18 protein-coding genes and 1 pseudogene are annotated in these 17355 nt (G+C 35.7%); 14 read left to right on the top strand and 5 right to left on the bottom strand.

Features of this window, described 5'->3' with window-relative positions; translation table 11 throughout:
• Positions 1-45: 45 nt before the first annotated feature.
• Genes ppsA through SMGD1_RS06610 form a run of 7 tightly spaced genes read left to right on the top strand, consistent with a single transcriptional unit; the run spans position 46 to position 6275 of the window.
• A complete protein-coding gene (gene ppsA, locus SMGD1_RS06640) occupies positions 46-2433 on the top strand; it encodes a phosphoenolpyruvate synthase (protein ID WP_008336633.1) in 2388 nt (795 codons plus the stop codon).
• A gap of 50 nt (positions 2434-2483) precedes the next feature.
• Positions 2484-2687: a (2Fe-2S)-binding protein gene (locus tag SMGD1_RS06635; protein ID WP_008340967.1), complete on the top strand. Its 204-nt coding sequence runs from the start codon at positions 2484-2486 to the stop codon at positions 2685-2687.
• A 51-nt stretch (positions 2688-2738) separates the two neighbouring features.
• Entirely contained in the window at positions 2739-3005 is a 267-nt protein-coding gene (locus SMGD1_RS06630) for a hypothetical protein (protein WP_241761452.1), read from the top strand.
• A gap of 58 nt (positions 3006-3063) precedes the next feature.
• Positions 3064-4326, top strand: a complete 1263-nt coding sequence (locus SMGD1_RS06625) for a TonB-dependent receptor (protein ID WP_008335955.1) — start codon at positions 3064-3066, stop codon at positions 4324-4326.
• Between the two features lie 25 nt (positions 4327-4351).
• A complete protein-coding gene (locus SMGD1_RS06620) occupies positions 4352-5227 on the top strand; it encodes a metal ABC transporter substrate-binding protein (protein WP_008335810.1) in 876 nt (291 codons plus the stop codon).
• On the top strand, positions 5224-5967 hold the full coding sequence (locus tag SMGD1_RS06615) for a metal ABC transporter permease (protein WP_008340965.1): 744 nt from the start codon (positions 5224-5226) through the stop codon (positions 5965-5967). Before SMGD1_RS06620 ends, SMGD1_RS06615 begins: the two co-directional genes overlap by 4 nt.
• 2 nt (positions 5968-5969) lie before the next feature.
• Positions 5970-6275: a hypothetical protein gene (locus SMGD1_RS06610; RefSeq protein WP_008336895.1), complete on the top strand. Its 306-nt coding sequence runs from the start codon at positions 5970-5972 to the stop codon at positions 6273-6275.
• Here SMGD1_RS06610 and SMGD1_RS06605 read toward each other — a convergent pair.
• Positions 6272-7297, bottom strand: a complete 1026-nt coding sequence (locus SMGD1_RS06605) for a sensor domain-containing diguanylate cyclase (protein ID WP_008340964.1) — start codon at positions 7295-7297, stop codon at positions 6272-6274. The genes SMGD1_RS06610 and SMGD1_RS06605 overlap by 4 nt on opposite strands.
• Positions 7298-7391: 94 nt before the next feature.
• Between SMGD1_RS06605 and SMGD1_RS06600 the strand changes: the two genes are divergently transcribed.
• Positions 7392-7709, top strand: coding sequence for a DUF309 domain-containing protein (locus SMGD1_RS06600; protein ID WP_008336049.1), 318 nt, complete (start codon positions 7392-7394; stop codon positions 7707-7709).
• Here the strand turns inward: SMGD1_RS06600 and SMGD1_RS06595 are convergent.
• Entirely contained in the window at positions 7706-8974 is a 1269-nt protein-coding gene (locus SMGD1_RS06595; RefSeq protein ID WP_008335505.1) for a hypothetical protein, read from the bottom strand. The genes SMGD1_RS06600 and SMGD1_RS06595 overlap by 4 nt on opposite strands.
• A 112-nt stretch (positions 8975-9086) precedes the next feature.
• On the opposite strand from SMGD1_RS06595, the gene SMGD1_RS06590 reads away from it, so the two are divergent.
• Genes SMGD1_RS06590 through SMGD1_RS06580 form a run of 3 tightly spaced genes read left to right on the top strand, consistent with a single transcriptional unit; the run spans position 9087 to position 11553 of the window.
• Complete coding sequence (locus SMGD1_RS06590) at positions 9087-9905, top strand: mechanosensitive ion channel family protein (protein ID WP_008340960.1); 819 nt, start codon at positions 9087-9089, stop codon at positions 9903-9905.
• Positions 9906-9907: 2 nt separating this feature from the next.
• Complete coding sequence (locus SMGD1_RS06585) at positions 9908-10795, top strand: DUF481 domain-containing protein (RefSeq protein WP_008335759.1); 888 nt, start codon at positions 9908-9910, stop codon at positions 10793-10795.
• Positions 10796-10797: 2 nt separating this feature from the next.
• Positions 10798-11553 (top strand): DUF481 domain-containing protein, encoded by a 756-nt coding sequence (locus tag SMGD1_RS06580; RefSeq protein WP_008336579.1) that lies wholly within the window; start codon positions 10798-10800, stop codon positions 11551-11553.
• On the opposite strand, the gene SMGD1_RS06575 is transcribed toward SMGD1_RS06580, so the two are convergent.
• Positions 11523-12635, bottom strand: a complete 1113-nt coding sequence (locus tag SMGD1_RS06575; protein ID WP_008335975.1) for an MFS transporter — start codon at positions 12633-12635, stop codon at positions 11523-11525. The genes SMGD1_RS06580 and SMGD1_RS06575 overlap by 31 nt on opposite strands.
• A gap of 107 nt (positions 12636-12742) precedes the next feature.
• Between SMGD1_RS06575 and SMGD1_RS06570 the strand changes: the two genes are divergently transcribed.
• From SMGD1_RS06570 to SMGD1_RS06560, 3 genes are all read left to right on the top strand, one after another.
• On the top strand, positions 12743-13228 hold the full coding sequence (locus SMGD1_RS06570) for a PAS domain-containing protein (protein ID WP_008336010.1): 486 nt from the start codon (positions 12743-12745) through the stop codon (positions 13226-13228).
• A complete protein-coding gene (locus SMGD1_RS06565; protein ID WP_008336219.1) occupies positions 13200-14642 on the top strand; it encodes a methyl-accepting chemotaxis protein in 1443 nt (480 codons plus the stop codon). The genes SMGD1_RS06570 and SMGD1_RS06565 overlap by 29 nt, the downstream gene beginning before the upstream one ends.
• Before the next feature lie 176 nt (positions 14643-14818).
• Complete coding sequence (locus SMGD1_RS06560; protein WP_008335114.1) at positions 14819-16318, top strand: B12-binding domain-containing radical SAM protein; 1500 nt, start codon at positions 14819-14821, stop codon at positions 16316-16318.
• Here SMGD1_RS06560 and SMGD1_RS15185 read toward each other — a convergent pair.
• Both SMGD1_RS15185 and SMGD1_RS15180 read right to left on the bottom strand, forming a co-directional pair.
• Entirely contained in the window at positions 16315-16740 is a 426-nt protein-coding gene (locus SMGD1_RS15185; RefSeq protein WP_241761513.1) for a CZB domain-containing protein, read from the bottom strand. The genes SMGD1_RS06560 and SMGD1_RS15185 overlap by 4 nt on opposite strands.
• Positions 16741-17280: pseudogene (locus SMGD1_RS15180) on the bottom strand (methyl-accepting chemotaxis protein); the annotation flags it as partial. It lies immediately after the preceding gene.
• Positions 17281-17355: the final 75 nt, after the last annotated feature.

Raw genomic sequence — 17355 nt, 5'->3', positions numbered from 1 at the left:
ATATATAATATCTACATAAACAAGGTTTGTTATGGAGATAAAATCATGAAATATATACGTTTTTTCAACTCACTTACTATAAATGACATAGCTATTGTCGGCGGTAAAAATGCTTCTCTTGGTGAGATGCATCAGGTGCTCACGCCTAAAGGCATTAATATTCCAAATGGTTTTGCTACTACGAGTGACGCTTACTGGTTGCTATTGAAAGAAAATAGCATTAAAGAGAAGATTGAAACTTCTCTTAGCGGTCTAGATATCTCAGACACCAAGAACCTTCAAGAGCGTGGGCTTGCTGTTCGCACGCTTATCTTAGACTCAACACTCCCTAAAATACTTGAAGATGAACTCCGGAAAGCATATACAACCCTCTCAAAAGAGTATGCTTCAGATGCAGTTGATGTTGCAGTACGCTCATCAGGAACGGCAGAGGATTTACCTGATGCTTCATTTGCAGGACAGCAAGAGACTTTTTTAAACATCTCTTCGCCTGATGCTTTGCTTCAAAGTGTAAAAGAGTGTTTTGCTTCACTCTTTACAGACCGCGCCATCAGTTACAGAGAGAGCCGTGGATTTAACCACTTTAAAGTTGCTCTTTCCGTAGGTGTGCAGAAGATGGTGAGAAGTGACAAATCATCAAGCGGTATCATGTTTAGCATCGATACTGAAAGCGGTTCAGAAGATTTAGTTCTTATAAACTCAATCTGGGGTCTTGGTGAGAATGTTGTTAGTGGACGAGTAAATGCAGATGAGTTTTTTGTCTTTAAACCTACTCTGAGAAATGGACTCAACACTATTTTAAAACGCTCACTCGGTAGTAAAAAAGAGAAGATGCTATATGCTAATGATGAAACAAGCACTCTCAATGTAGAAACATCACAACAGGAACAAAATAACTTCTCTATAACAGATAAAGAAGTTATAGAACTCGCAAAACAAGCCCTCATCATAGAAGATCATTACAAACGTCCTATGGACATAGAGTGGGCAAAAGATGCGCTTGATGGAAAACTATACATTGTCCAAGCGCGCCCTGAGACTGTTCAAAGTAAAGAGCAAAACTCAACGACAATAAAAAAATACTCTCTAAAAATCAGCTCAGATGCCAAAATTTTAACACAAGGAAGAGCAGTTGGGGAGAAGATAGGCATTGGTAAAGTCAATATAATAAAGGACACCTCAGAGTTTGAGTTTTTTAAAGCAGGCGATGTCTTAGTCGCGGACACTACAAACCCTGACTGGGAACCAATCATGAAAAAGGCTTCTGCAGTTGTTACAAACCGAGGGAGTCGTACCTGTCATGCAGCCATAGTCGCACGTGAGATTGGAGTGCCTGCTGTTGTCGGATGTACTAACGCTACAGATGTTTTGCAAAATGGTGTTAGTGTTACTGTTAGCTGTGTTCAGGGAGATGAGGGTTATATCTATGATGGTGAGCTTTCTTACGAAACTGAGACTATAGATATGAGTAAACTAAAACCAACCAAAACAAAACTCTACATGAATGTAGGAAATCCAGCAGAAGCATTTAACTTTGCCAAGATGCCAAATGACGGTGTTGGACTTGCACGTATGGAGTTTATTATGAGTCACTCCATAAATGCTCACCCGATGGCTCTTGTTAATATGCAAAAAGAAAACTCAGTAAAAGATGAGCAAAGTATCCGCTCTTTCATGTCTCCACACGTAGATGCAAAAGAGTTTTTTCTAGAAAAACTAAGCGAAGGTGTCAGCACAATTGCAGCTGCTTTTTACCCAAGACCTGTCATCATCAGAACAAGTGACTTCAAAAGTAATGAGTATAGAAATATGCCCGGCGGTCTTAAGTATGAAGCAGTTGAAGAAAACCCGATGATAGGTTTCAGAGGTGCAAGCCGTTACTACGATGATAGCTATAAAGAAGCATTTGAGTGGGAGTGTGAAGCACTTAAGCGGGCTAGAGATGAGATGGGTATGACAAACATAAAAATAATGCTTCCTTTTGTCAGGACTCCAGAGGAAGGCAAAAAAGTCATCGAGATTATGAACAAACAAGGACTAGTGCAAGGAGTAAACGGACTTGAAATCTACGCTATGTGTGAAATACCTGCAAATGTTATCTTGGCTGATGAGTTTTTAAAAGTCTTTGACGGCTATAGCATCGGCTCAAATGATTTAACTCAGCTAACACTAGGTGTAGATAGAGAGAGTGCAAAAATAGCCCACATATTTGATGAGAGAAACGAAGCGGTTAAGCGTATGTTACAGATGGCTATAGAGGCTTGTAAAAAAGCTGACAAATACATCGGCATCTGTGGGCAGGCTCCATCTGATTATCCTGAGATAACAGAGTTTTTAGTAAAACACGGCATAGATTCCATCTCACTAAACCCTGATTCTATTTACAAGATGCATAAGGTTGTAACGGACTTAGAAAGTAGATTAGAACAATAATAAACATTTAAGTACAAGAAAGATAAAATATTTTCAAAAAGGAGTCTATGATGCTAGTATGTGATTGCAATGATGTAATGTATGACGTTATAAAAGAGGCTGTAAAAAAGCATGGTAACAATCAAGAAGCTATCATGGAAGAGACTGAAGCCGGAACTGTTTGTGAGTGTTGCTTGGAAGTTGAGTGTGACAAAGTAGATTTACCTCTCCCTCTAGCGATTGAAAAGGCTTTAGAAGAGTTAGCTAAAACTTAAGAACCTTACTTAGATATGATATCTAAATCTAAATTTGATATAATTGCACTTATGAAACTAAGACTGCTGATATCTATACTATTTATCATTGCTACAACTGCTACAGCTATACATGAACTAGAGCACATTCATGGAAGCGACAGTTCTTCATGTCAAGTATGTATAGTAGATGATCACTCAGTATCTGCGGATATTGTAGATGACTTTAAAGAGATAGTAGTTTTCAGATTTGAACAAATAGCAGTAACCAACATAGTTTACTCACTTCACAAAAAAGATCACTCTTACCAAAACCGCGCACCGCCTTTCATTTCCTAAATACTCAAAAATACAACAAACAACTATTACAAATATAAAAATATTATTTAGGATAATTATGAAAAAAATATTACTAACAAGCACATTTTGTGCGACTATAGCCTTTGGTGGAGCAGATGTGCTTCAGCCAGAAAATAGAACTTTTGCCCAGTCAAAATTCATGCCTGATATCTCTTTAGTTATGGATGCATCTTATGTAAATAGAAACATTGCTGATGATAAAGTAGCTCACTTAGAAGTTCCTGGAGTTGCTCACGGTCTTTTAGGAAGTCATACACACAATGGGAAAACTCACACTCCAAACAATGCAAAGAACGGTTTTAACCTAAACTATGCAGAGCTTGTACTCTCTAGCTCAGTTGATCCTTTCTTTACTATGGATGGTGTTTTTCACTTTAGTGAAGATAGCGTTGAGATAGAAGAACTTTACTTTACTACTACAGCTCTGGGACATGGTGCTAGAGTTAAAGGCGGTAAATTTAGCTCAAATTTCGGTTACTTAAATGAACAACATCACCATGCTTGGGACTTTGCCGATATGCCTTTAGTTTATGAAGCATTTTTAGGGATGCACGGTATCAACGAGACTGGTCTTCAGTTACAGTGGGTTGCTCCAACTGACACGTATCTTATGATAGGTGCAGAGATCCTTCAAGGCGAAAATACTCAAATGTTTGGAAAAGACAAGATAGGTACATATACCACTCAAGCAGACGCTCCAGCACTCTTTGTCGGTTACATTAAAACATCTTTTGACATAGATGACACGACTATCTTAGGTGGACTCTCTTACGCTCAAGGAAGTACAAGAATCGACCACTCAGGGGATGAAGCACCTCATGTAGTAAGTGGTGATTCAAAGCTTTACGGTGCAGACTTAGTTATAAAACACTATTTTGATTCATACAGCTTTTTAAAATTCCAAAGTGAACTACTTAGTAGAGAGATAGATGGAACGCAGTACAATCTAAACCCTGCTAATACAACAGTAGTCTTAACAAGTCCGGCTATTAACAAAAAACAGACAGGTGCTTACGCTCAACTTGTTTACGCTCTTAACAAAAGCTGGCAGATGGGTCTAAGATATGATACTATTTTTATAAATGACATCACTTCAAACGGTGTAACGGTAGATAAAGGAAATAACTTTGATAAGTACTCAGCGATGGTTGAGTACCACACAAGCGAGTTTGCAAGATTTAGATTACAGTATAATCATAACAACTCTCTATATGATGAAGATGGAAACAGACAAGATATAAGCACTGTGATTCTTCAAGCAAATATATCAATCGGGGCTCATGGAGCTCATAGTTTTTAAATAGTCCGCAAAAGGAAGAACAAATATGAATAAATTTTTAATATTATTACTTTTACCGCTAACACTCTTTGCTCACATGAACATAGCTGTTAGTTATCCTTACATCGGTGCTATTACAAAGAGCATCGGTGGTGAGCATATCAACACTGTAGTTTTGGCAAAAGGAAACTGGGATCCACACTTTGTGGTTCCCCGTCCTTCGCTAATCTCTAAGATGAGAAATGCAGATGCTCTTATTATGAATGGTGGTCAGCTAGAGATCGGTTGGTTGCCCGCCTTGCTTCGCAGAGCAGGAAATCCAAAAACAAATGTTGGGTCTAATAGTTTTTTAAATCTCTCTCATCATGTTGAACTCATAAACAAACCATCAAGCGTTGATCGCGCAAATGGAGATATCCACCCAGATGGGAATCCTCACTTTCATCTTGATCCGCAAAATATTATAGTTTTGGCAAAAACAATACAAAAATTTCTTATCTCACTCGATAGTGAGCATGCCGATGTTTATAACAAAAATTATGAGCAATTTTCTGCATCTTGGAAAGAGAATATGAAAGTCTGGCAAGAGAAGATGGCTAATAAAAAAGGTATGAAAGTTATACAGTTTCATAATAACCTAGCCTACTTTAACAAGGCTTACTCTCTTAATAACATCGGGACAATTGAGCCATTACCTGGTATTCCGCCATCATCAAGACACATCATTGATACTATCAAACTCATAAATGATGAGAAGCCTTGCTGTGTCTTACATGATGTTTATCACTCTACAAAAACAGCTGAGTTTATTCGTGAAAAGACAGGTATAAAAATCGTTCTAATGCCTCATGACATCGGAGCTTTAGATAATATAGAAGACCTTACTTCTCTGTTTGACTATCTGACTGGAGCTATAAAATGATGGATATTCTTTTAGTACCAATCGCTCTAGTTATCATACTTGTTATGATGCACGCGTGGTTTGGGATAAGAATTCTTCAAAAAGGAATCATCTTTACAGATCTAGCAATTGCGCAGTTTGCAGCTCTTGGTTCTGCTATTAGTCTTGGTTATTTTCATTCCGAGTACTTTTACGCTATAACTCTTGTCTTTGCTCTTTTTAGTGCTTTTATCATCGCAATAGCATCTCAGAGGAATATAAAACTAGAAGCCTTTATAGGGCTTTTATATGTTCTGGGTGCAAGTGGAATCATGATGGTCTTATCTCACTCAGCTGAAGGTATGGAGCACTTCAAATCACTACTAGCAAGTGATATACTTTTCACCCCTGCCGATGATGTAATAAAGAGTGCTGTTATCTACGCTTTTATAGCTTTGATTCTTTGGAAAGTCTATCCAAAACTAACAGGTTTTTTAAAAGAGCTGATGTTCTTCTCTTTGTTAGCACTGACAGTTACTTCATCTGTAGCCTTAGCAGGTGTACTTGTAGTTTTTGTACTTCTTATCGCTCCGGCACTTGTATCTACTTCACTTAAACTAAACAAATCACTTCTAAGTAGTTTTGTTTTTGGATGGTTTTTTAGTATAAGTGCCATTATAATATCTTACTATTTTGATCTTCCAACTGGCTACACCATAGTATTTTTAGGTGCGCTTCTTAGTTCGATAATAGTATTGTTTACTTCAAAAAAAGTAGGATAGATATGCAGTTTGCGAACGAGTGGACACAAAAAGAGTTTCTAGAAAATAAGAGAGACCTAGAGAAAGAAGGCATCAAAGTCATTCTGGTAGATACTATACTCTCTCCTATAGAAAAAGCTGACACTGTTGTATATAACCCTTATGAGCTTTCAAAAGAGCCTGAGGGAAGTGTCTTTGTATTTTATTGCGATAGCGGAAAAGCTACACTTGACAGATTAAAAGAGTACAAAGCAAAGTTTCCAAATCACCACTGCATCTCGCTCAAAGGCGGTCGTGGCTACTGGCGCAAAAATATGATGTTACTCTAGATTTTTGAAGTTACGAGGTTTCTACCTGCATCTTTAGATGTGTAGAGGGCGTCATCTGCTCTTTTCACAGCCACATCTGAATTTGAATCACTCTGCTTATATTCTGAGACACCAAAACTGCCTGTTATCTTTCCAATGACGTCAAACTCATACCTTTCTATAGCAACTCTAAGTTTTTCAGCTACAGTGTATGCTTGATCGATATTAGTCTTTGTACAGATAATAAGAAACTCTTCTCCTCCCCAGCGTCCCAAGACATCTATATCTCTAATATGGGATTTTAATACCTGAACTATATCTATTAAGACCTGATCGCCTACATCATGGCCATAATTATCATTTATAGGTTTAAAAAAATCTATATCCATAATAATTATAGAGTATGTATCTCCATACCTTTTTGCTTTGTGTGTCTCTTGTGCAAATATGTTTTCTAAATGAAGTCTGTTATATGTTTGTGTTAGTTTGTCAGTTATGGAAAGTTTTTGAGCACATTTTTTATCTGTAATATCTTGACGTATTGCAGTATATCCTTCAACATCACCCTTCTTATTTATAAGAGGAGTTATAGTTGCTTCTATCCAATACTCTGAACCGTCTTTACTTCGGTTTTTGATCTCACCTTTAAAAGTCTCACCTCTTGTAATAGTGTCCCATAACTCCGTAAAAACTTCTTTTGGAGTGTCTGGATGCTTAAAAACCTTATGATTTTTCCCGATTAATTCTTCTTTTTTGTATCCTGTAAATCTACAGAGTGCTTCACTTACATCAGTAATCTTACCATGCTTATCACTATGTGAGATAAGTACGTGCTCATCTATTATATTTATATTTTTTTGAAGGTTTTGACTATATTTATCAATTATTTTATATCTGTAAAGTACTAGAAATAGAATAAAGCTAAGAGCAGTTAAAGTGAACCAGTGAAGCTCTACTGGTGCTTCTTGGAAGTTATATGCATACAGAGGAGTTAAAATAAGTAGTAATGGTATTGATTTCAACATATAATCATATATTCTCATGCTGTATTCTACAGCTTATAATCATAAATTTACTTTAATCCTTCAACTACATATTATAATTATTTCATATAATATGAGAAACTTTGGGTACAAAATGAACGAACAAAAACATGCTGAATTTTTAGAAGAGTTTATAGAGTGTTTGAATAGTAAAAGATACTACGATGCACACGAAGCTTTAGAGCATATATGGTTTCCTAGACGTTTTGAAGACAGTGATGAAATTAGACTCTTAAAAGGCTTTATAAATGCCTCTGTTAGTTTTGAGTTAGAAATGAAAGGAAGAGAAGAATCTAGTAAAAAAGTATGGAAAAATTATATAAAATATAGACAACTTTTGTATAAAGTAGACTCTCCTCACTTAAATATGTATCATTCTATAGCAAGATATATAGATAGTGTGAAAATCTAGAACTTATACTTCAAAATACTACGAAACAGTTGGGATTGATTTCCTGACTCTAACTCTCTGCCGGCTATAATCACCTTAAAACTGAGTTGCTTGTTATAATCATAATCAGTCTGAATCCCATAGGCATGCATATAACCATCACCATTAGGCGTATTCTTTTTAACATTTATCGTATAATCAGAATTTAAATCATAATAAGCATACTTTAGTTTTATACGCAGACCATTTATCATAGTTGATAAGTCATGCTTGCTTGTTAAGGCATAAATATTAGCATCTCTTAAATATGTATCGAAATAACTCACTGCCATCCCAGATGCAAACTCCGGATATCCACCCCATGAACCAAAAAAGTGAAGACTGTCATCATCACTTACACCGGTATAGGCCAAATCTAAATTCCATTTATCATTAATATTGCCGCCAACTCTAGCACCATAAACATCATAATGAACTCTATAGGCTGAAGCATCTTTGAGCTTTCCAACCTCACGTTTTGTACTATATTGAACCGCTGCATCGAAATACTTGTTTTTATAATTATACTGAGCCATAATAGTATTAAACATCTCATGAGCGTAATTATCCCATAGCTGTAGTTTATGAGCATCTTTTTCATAACTAGCACCAAGATAGCTAATACCCTGATCTCCAACAATCGCATAAACAGCATCAACCGGGTAGGTATCTTTAGTACCATCACTATAATGAATCCATGCCTGCCTACTCATAGAATGAAAATCTGCTCCATCATAAGAAGCATCCCATGGACCACTCATCTTATCAACATAACCCGCGTGTAAAATGACTTCTTTTAATGGTCTCAATTGCAAAGTTATTGCCTCAAAGCTATTTGGAGATATATAATAATCGTCTGTATCAATATATGGTGTCAGCATCTCTTGTCGTCCGATTTTCAAAGATAGAAGAGAGCTTTCATACCCTATGTAAGACTCTTGCAAAAGCGTATAAGAGTCATTAACCCCTTTCCATGTTTCAGAAAAGATATAAGTCATAGCCTGCTTATTTGAATCGTGATCAATACCTTGCACAGTTGTAAAAGAGACTTTTGCATAAATATCTCTATACTTCTTTGTTTCAATAGAGAGTTTAGCACTAGCTACACCTGCGTATGAATCTGGAAAAAAACTATCATCATATTTGTAATCTATGTAAGCTAATCGCACATCACCGCTTACCTTAAATAAATCATCACTTGCCAAGAGTCTAAGGACAGTGAAAAATAGTAAAAACAATAATCTCATTATTACCTCTTGTTATCATTTGAGTATAGTGCATTATACACCAACTAGAATTCACAAAATCTTTATGCCTATTTTGTTATAATTACACAAATTTTTTAAAGAGGTGTTTATGATGGAAATGTCAAAATATACAGATATGGCTCTGCTATATGTAAGTCAATATGGACTGAAGATTATTGCTGCAATACTTATTTTTATAATTGGTAGGTGGGCTGTCAAAAAAATCACTGCTCTTTCTAAAGATCTAATGCTTAAGGCAAAAGTTGACAACACATTTGTTGAGTTCTTAGAGAGTATTGTTTATTTTGTTTTAATGATTGTTGTTATTTTAGCTTCATTAAATACTTTGGGTATTAACACAACGTCTTTTTTAGCTATTTTTGGTGCAGCTGGCTTAGCTATTGGTTTAGCTCTAAAAGATTCTCTATCAAATATAGGTGCAGCCGTTTTAATAATCATATTTCGTCCATTTAAAGTTGGAGATACAATAGAAGCTGCCGGGACTATAGGAACAGTAAAAGACATAAATCTCTTTTCAACCATCTTGGAACCTATAGACAAAAGTATAGTCATAGTGCCAAACTCATCTATTATCAATGGAAATATTACAAACTTTTCACAAAGAACACAACGTCGTGTCGAACATGTTTTTAGTATTGGATATGACGATGACCTGAAACTTGCAAAAGAGACTTTAATGCAAATCATCCTCTCAGACGAAAGAGTTCTTAGTGAGCCTGCCCCACTTGTAGCAGTAAGTGAGCTAGGTGATAGCAGTGTAAACTTTGTGTTTCGTGCATGGGTAAATGTAGATGACTACTGGGATGTACATTTTGACATGCTCGAAAAAGTCAAACTTACATTTGATGAAAAAGGCATTTCTATTCCTTACCCTCAAATGGATATTCATACAAACAAAATAGAAGGATAGAATTGAACAAGATAGTACTAAGTCTAGTAGTGGCAAGCTCACTGCTAATGGCAGCAGAAGTAGCAATAGACCAAGAGCAACTAAAAAAAGATATAGCACAAAGTAAAGCGGAGGCTAAAGCCTTAAGTGCAAAGATAAAAAAACTAGAAGCACAACTTCCTCCAAATGAGAAACTGATGACTCACACAGAGTTGGGTTTTATCCAGACTCAAGGTAATACTAAAACTGACACTTTCAACCTAGAGCTAGATGCGAAAAAAGGTTGGGGAAAGCATCTTATAAAATTCTTATTTGATGCTCAATATGCGCAAGATAGTGCAAACGAGACTAAAAACAAATATGCTACAGAGTTAGAGTATGGTTACTCGTTAACAGACAGGTTATCTGCTACATATCTAATTGGTTTTAAACAAGATAAGTTCTCAGGTTATGATTACCAGGCTTACACAGGTCCAGGTATTAAATATCTTCTGGTAAAGACCACAAATCATAATCTAACTCTTGATGGAAGTATTTTATATTCTCAAGATGACATAGAAGATACAAACTATGATGCAACTGGTACTATTATCGCGTATCCAAACCCAAATAATCTCGCTACTGCAAGCACGACTAATGGAGCAATCAATAACTATGGTTCTTACAGAGTTAAAGGTGTATATGCTTGGCAAATGCTAACAAACCTAAAATTTGCTCAAGATCTTTCTTATAGATCACAGTTTAAGGATTCAACTATATTTTTTGTTACATCTAAGACAGCATTTTCAAGCAAGATAAACAGCACATTTTCTGCAGGTATCAGCTACAAAGTTGACTATGTTAATACTCCTCCAACAGGGAAAGAGAACACAGACAAAACTTTTACTGCTAACTTGATAATCGACTATTAACAATGAAAAAAATTCTACTAATCGGCATCATAACAACACAATATCTTTTTGCTCTTATTTCTATTGCTCCTGTGGAACTTGGTGAGAAACCTGGAATATCAGGGAAATTTGAAGCAGGACTTGAGACAAAAAGAGGAAATACTGATAAAGACAATTACAAAGCTTCCTTCAGACTTACATACGACAACAATTCAAGCTATGCAATGTGGGGAGAATTTTCCGGTGAATACGGAGAGTCAAACTATGTAAAGGACACAAACAAAGCCTTTTCACATGTCAGGTATATTCACTCTCTTACTAATGATGAAGACTTAAGATATGAGCTCTTTGGACAGCTTGAAAGTGATGAGTTTAGACGAATAAACAGCAGAATCTTAGGTGGCTGTGGGCTAAGATATAGAATATTCAACTCTCCAAAAAATGGTAAAGGTTTTTTTGGCCTTGGCGGATTATATGAAGATATAAAATATACTGATCCGCAAATAGACCCTTCGGAAGACAACGCAAGATTAAACTCGTATCTCGCTTACAGTGTTTCTGTTATAGACATATCAACATTTTCATATGTTCTATATTATCAACCAAAAATGGATGATTATTCAGATTATGTATTCTCAAATCAACTTGAGCTAAAACTAAATATAATAAAAAAACTATTTTTAAAATTCAATGTTTCATGGAGTGAAGACAGTAATCCACCCGTTGGTGTAAAAAAAGATGATTTTACTCAAACAACTACATTTCTTTTTAACTTTTGACTCCAAAGATATAAAGACCAAGATGCCATAAACGCGATAAAAGCCGCGCTTAAAAAGAGGTATCTTGGGAACAACTCATAGACGTAACCTGCATAGATGGCTCCAACAAACCCACCTAGTCCATAAGTAATTCCAGAGAAAAACTGCTGTGCCAAGGATTTATGTTTGTATAGATAATACAAATAGCTGATTGCAGCAGAGTGAAACAGTGCAAAGCTAAGTGCGTGAAGCGTCTGTGAGAAAAACAGTATCATAAGATTTTCTGGAAATAGAAATAGTAAAAACCATCTTATGGCTGTTACAAAAGTTGTTATCTGTAAAATCAAAAGAAGATTTCCACGTAGAAGTCTGCCTTGAAAAAAAAGCATAAATATCTCTGCTATAACACCAAAGCTCCACAGATATATAGTCATATCCATGCTTATGCCATAATCTGTTTCATAGATGGTAAAAAAATTGTAAAAAGCTCCAAAGCTAACCTGCATCAGAGTAAGACCAGCCCACAACTTCCAGTCTGATAAAAGGCTGATATCGTTGTCTACCTCCTCAGCTTTTTCACTACTGGCATCTGCATTTTTCGCAATCACAAAAGCTACCATAGCAGTTAAAAATGTCAAGACTAGAAGGTAGCTCAGAGCAATATCAGCACTACTTAAGAACTTAACTAAAACAAGGGCAACAAGGACAAAGCCGACAGAGCCAAAGAGTCTTATCTTTCCATATCTCTCTTTTCCTATAGTCTTTAAAGAAATGACTTCTATGTAGGGAAGTATTAGACTTAAACCTATTCCAAGACCTATATTTGAAAACAAAAGTTTGTAAAAGTTATCTATAGAAAAATAAAAAGAAACACTGCTTAAAAGCATGATAACTATTGCAGTATTAAAACTTTTTATATTAAGTTTCATACCTCTTGTAAATGCAAACGGGAGTATAAACCTAACCAATGGTCCGGCTGCGAAAATCATTCCAATATCACTGGCAGAGTAGCCAACCATTGACAAAACTTTCGGCATGAAGATTATGTAAACACCAACAATGGCAAAATAAAAGAAGTAAAAAGAAGCTAAGAGTATTGGCATTTAGTGATAACTCCTTGATATGATTCAAGAATTATAGCAGACAAATGTGTTATACTAATGCAACAGAATAACACAGCACACACAATAACATTCGAAAGGGACATTTCATGCTCAAAGAAATGAAAGAAGATGATTTTATCGTCTCTAAAACGGACCTAAAGGGACGTATAACATACACAAACAAGATATTTATGGATATGGCGGAATACAGTGAAGCGGAGCTACTTGGCAAGCCTCACAGTATTATTCGTCATCCTGATATGCCAAAAGCCGTTTTTCGCTATCTATGGGATACGATAGAGAATAAAGAGGAAGTTTTTGCCTTTGTTATCAACAAAACAAAAGATGGCAATGCATATTGGGTATATGCAAATGTGACAGCTTCATTAGATGCAAAAGGGAAGATTATAGGTTATTACTCTGTTAGAAGAAGACCTAATCCTAAAGCTCTCGACATCATCATACCTCTATATAAAAAGATGCTAGAAGTTGAAAAAAGCAGTGGCGTTGATGCTTCATTTAAAATTTTAACAGATATTTTACAAGAGAAAGGGGTAGGCTACGATGAACTTATTATCGCTATTCAAGAATAATCAGGCTGTTTTACTTTTTGCTGCACTTGTTGGCGTGGCAATATTTGGTGTAGTTAGTGCAAACTATATTTTTAGTGGTGCTATAGTTGTTGTTTTAATAATTTCACTTTTTGTTCCCTCTGCTTCAGCTTCAGCAGGAAAATCTGAATCAGAATTATCAAAATCAATGTTTAGGGTTATTATGAATGCAGCATCCGGTAATTTAGAAGACCGTGTTACACATATACCTAATGACAACTCACCTCTTTCAACTCGTGCATGGGCTCTAAATGATCTCCTAGATCAACTCGAAGCCTTTATGAGAGATACTGAGACAACTATAGAGTATGCTGCTGTTGGGAAAACTTATAGAAGAACTTATCCTGCAGGTCTTCACGGAATATTCCGTAAAACTTCTGAGAGTCTAAATAATGCTATCTCATCTATTGCCAGTGGTTATGAGACTAAAATCAGAGGTGAACTTGCTCATAACTTAAGCACTTTAGGTGGTGGGGTAAGCTCCGGACTAGTTGTAATTCAAGAAGATATTAATGCTTCTCAAAGTAATGCTACAGAGATTGTTGAAGTTGCTAAAAAAACAGCCCAAGAATCATCAAAAAGCTTAGACAGTGTTGTAGAGATTGGAGAAAGATTAAGCAACTTGGTTGAGCTTATCTCATCAAGTCATGAAGGAATCGTTAGTCTGGAGCATCGTTCAAAAGAAATTTCAGAAGTTGTTAATCTCATTAAAGACATTGCAGACCAGACAAACCTGCTTGCTCTTAATGCTGCCATTGAAGCTGCTCGTGCGGGTGAACATGGACGCGGCTTTGCTGTTGTTGCCGATGAAGTTCGTAAACTTGCAGAACGTACACAAAAAGCAACAAACGAGATAGAGATAAATATCTCCACACTTCAACAAGATGCAAATGATATGAGAACTAACTCAGACAACATCTCCGAAATCGCACAAAGCTCAACTAATGTTATACATGAGTTTGAAAGCACTTTCTCAGAACTTAATTCTTTAGCTGAACACTCGTCACATTCAGCGATACAGATTCAAAACCGTCTATTCACAACACTTGTAAAAGTTGACCATATTATCTTTAAATCAAATGCTTACTCAAGCGTTTTAGAATCAGATAAGACTAAAGTATTTGCAGATCATAAGAATTGTCGTATGGGTAAATGGTACTTAGGTATAGGGAAAGAAAGATTTGGACATACTAAAGCCTTTCAAGAGATGGACGCACCTCATGCTCTTGTTCACGACTCAGTATTCCAAAATCTAGAGTTTGTTAAAAATAATTCAACTCTGAAATTTGAAAATCCAAAAACTATTGTTAAAAACTTTACAGTGATGGAAAATGCTTCTAAAGAGCTATATATAAAACTAGATAATATGATAGAAGAGTTTAATGCCAAGAGCTAATATTTTATATTTACTTGACATTAACTTATAATTAATATAATTGTATATCTCAATTGTGTTTCCCCCTTTCATGAGAGAGAAAATATACTCCTATAAATTTTAAACAGACCAGGTTACTTCCCCCTTTTTTTTACCTTGGTCTGTTTTATCCTCCACCTTTATGATAAAATTCTAAAATGATAATCCTAACAACTCTTAACTCAAGATTTACACATAGCTCTATCGGTCTTAGATATCTATATGCAAATTTAAATGAACTACAAAATGCCTCAAAAATACTAGAATTCAGTATCAATGATGCCGTTCAAACTATAGCAGAAAAGCTACTCATACACTCTCCAAAGATAATTGGTATCGGAGTTTATATCTGGAATGCCAGAGAGGTACAAGAACTTTTACATATAATTAAAAAAATATCTCCTCAGACTAAAGTAATACTTGGCGGACCTGAAGTCACACATGAGCCTTTTAGAGTTAACTTTGACGAAGCAGACTTTATCATCCAAGGTGAGGGAGATATAGCTTTTTACGAACTGTGTAGAGATATAATAAACGATACTCCTATACAAAATAAAATCATTAAAATGGCTCTTCCCTCATTAAAAGAAATTGCTCTACCCTATGAGTACTATACAGATGATGATATAAAAAATCGCTACCTCTATGTGGAAGTATCAAGAGGTTGTCCTTTTGAATGTGAGTTTTGTCTCTCTTCAATGGATGAAAAAGTTAGGGCTTTTGACTTAGATGCAGTCTTGATAGAGTTTGAAAAACTGTGGCAAAGAGGAGCTAGAAACTTCAAGTTTGTAGATAGAACTTTCAACCTTAATATGCTTACTGCAAACAAAATTCTAGATTTTTTCTTAGAAAAAGACGAACAATATTTTGCACACTTTGAAGTAATCCCAGATCATTTTCCTTCATCTATAAAAGAGAAGATAAAACAGTTTTCCGAGGGAGCACTGCAACTAGAGATTGGCATCCAGACACTAAATCCTGAGATAGCAAAAAATATCTCAAGACAACTAAAGCTCGATAAGATTAAAGAGAACATTAGATTTTTAGAAAATGAGACTCATGCACATATCCACTTAGATCTCATAGTCGGTCTTCCAGGTGAGTCACAAGATAGCTTTGGAGCGAACTTGGATGAGCTGGTAAGTCTGAGTAGTTGTGAGATACAAATAGGCATATTAAAAAAACTATCTGGAACATTCATCAATAGACATGATATAGAACACGGTATGGTCTATAGCGATGTACCACCCTATGACATACTTAAAAATTCAAAGCTTAGTTTTAATGACATTCAGATTATGAAGAGGTTTGCAAGATTTTGGGATTTGACATACAACAGTGGAAACTTCAAAAAGAGTGCACCTCTGCTTTGGAAAGATTCTACAGAAGTTTTTAAAAACTTTTATGATTTTAGTGCATGGATGTATTCTCAAACAGATTCTACATGGAAGATATCACTTCAAAGACTTGGAGAACTTCTCTTTTCATACTTAAAAGATGTAAAAAAACTTGAGCCTGAGTTTATAGCATCTGTAATGCTAGAAGATATGATGAAACTAAAGGGAAGAGCTATTCCAGCTTACTTAAAGCCTTTCAGTAAAAACTTTACTACAGATGCTAAAAGCGGAACAGCAGGATTTAACAAAAGACAGGGCTAGTGTCTTTGTGCTTTTTCCTCTACCAGCATTGAACTAAGAAGTGCTACAACTTTTCTAGAAGCTTCTTCGGCTCTATTAAAGTAAGTCATTACATTATCACTCTCTTTAGAACAACTGCCTTTTTTCACACAATCTACAGCTTTTTGGATATTATCATGAACTTCTTTGTGAGGCGTTGCTAGTCTACTATAACTAGAACATCCGCTAAAGTTCTCTTTACCTTTTCCTGTATGGTACCACTTACCTAAACGACACTCTGTATCACTTTTAAAGTCACTAGTTACCTCACCTCTAAAAACAGTTTTGTAACCGTTTGCTTTAAAGATAAGATGATCTAACTTACTAAGAATAATAAATATAGAGTTCCCAATATCTTTACTCTCTTGCTCTATTGCTGTAGCATTGTCCGCCAATGCGTGCATCTCTGTACTAAATAGATCCATTGAACCTATCGAGCTTTGAGACAACTCTTCCATAGCTTTAGAGTGTTCATGAACTTCTTGAGTATTTTGTTTTAGACTCTGTACTGTAATCTCTACTTCACTTGTAGCTTTTTGAGTGCGTTCTGCAAGTTTTCTTACTTCATCGGCAACAACAGCAAAACCACGACCATGTTCACCAGCTCTTGCAGCTTCAATAGCAGCATTAAGTGCAAGAAGATTTGTCTGGTCTGAGATATCTTTAATAAGATTTATAACATCAGAGATGCTTCCAACATTTTCATTCAGAGTGTTAACCTGATCAAATGTACTTGTAATATGCTCAAGAAGTGCATCTGAAGTATTATGTAACTTGTCTAACTCATCATTTACTTTCAGAGTAAACTCTTTATTTTTATCTTCATTTGAATCCAATAGCTCTAAAGTTCTTAGATTATTTTCCAAATCACCTCTTATCTCTACAAGATCACTGTCACAGCCAGTTATAAGCCCATTTGTAAGTGCTTTTGTCAGATCAGCCATCACCGTGTCATCACGATGTGAAGAGTTTTCTCTTCTTAACTCTTCTATTTGTGAGCCTAACATCTGCACTTCTGA

Origin of the sequence: Sulfurimonas gotlandica GD1 (assembly GCF_000242915.1) — a bacterium.
Classification (GTDB): Bacteria; Campylobacterota; Campylobacteria; order Campylobacterales; family Sulfurimonadaceae; genus Sulfurimonas; species Sulfurimonas gotlandica.
The sequence above is the reverse complement of the archived record's forward strand: the minus strand, read 5'-3'. Positions and strand labels throughout refer to the sequence as shown.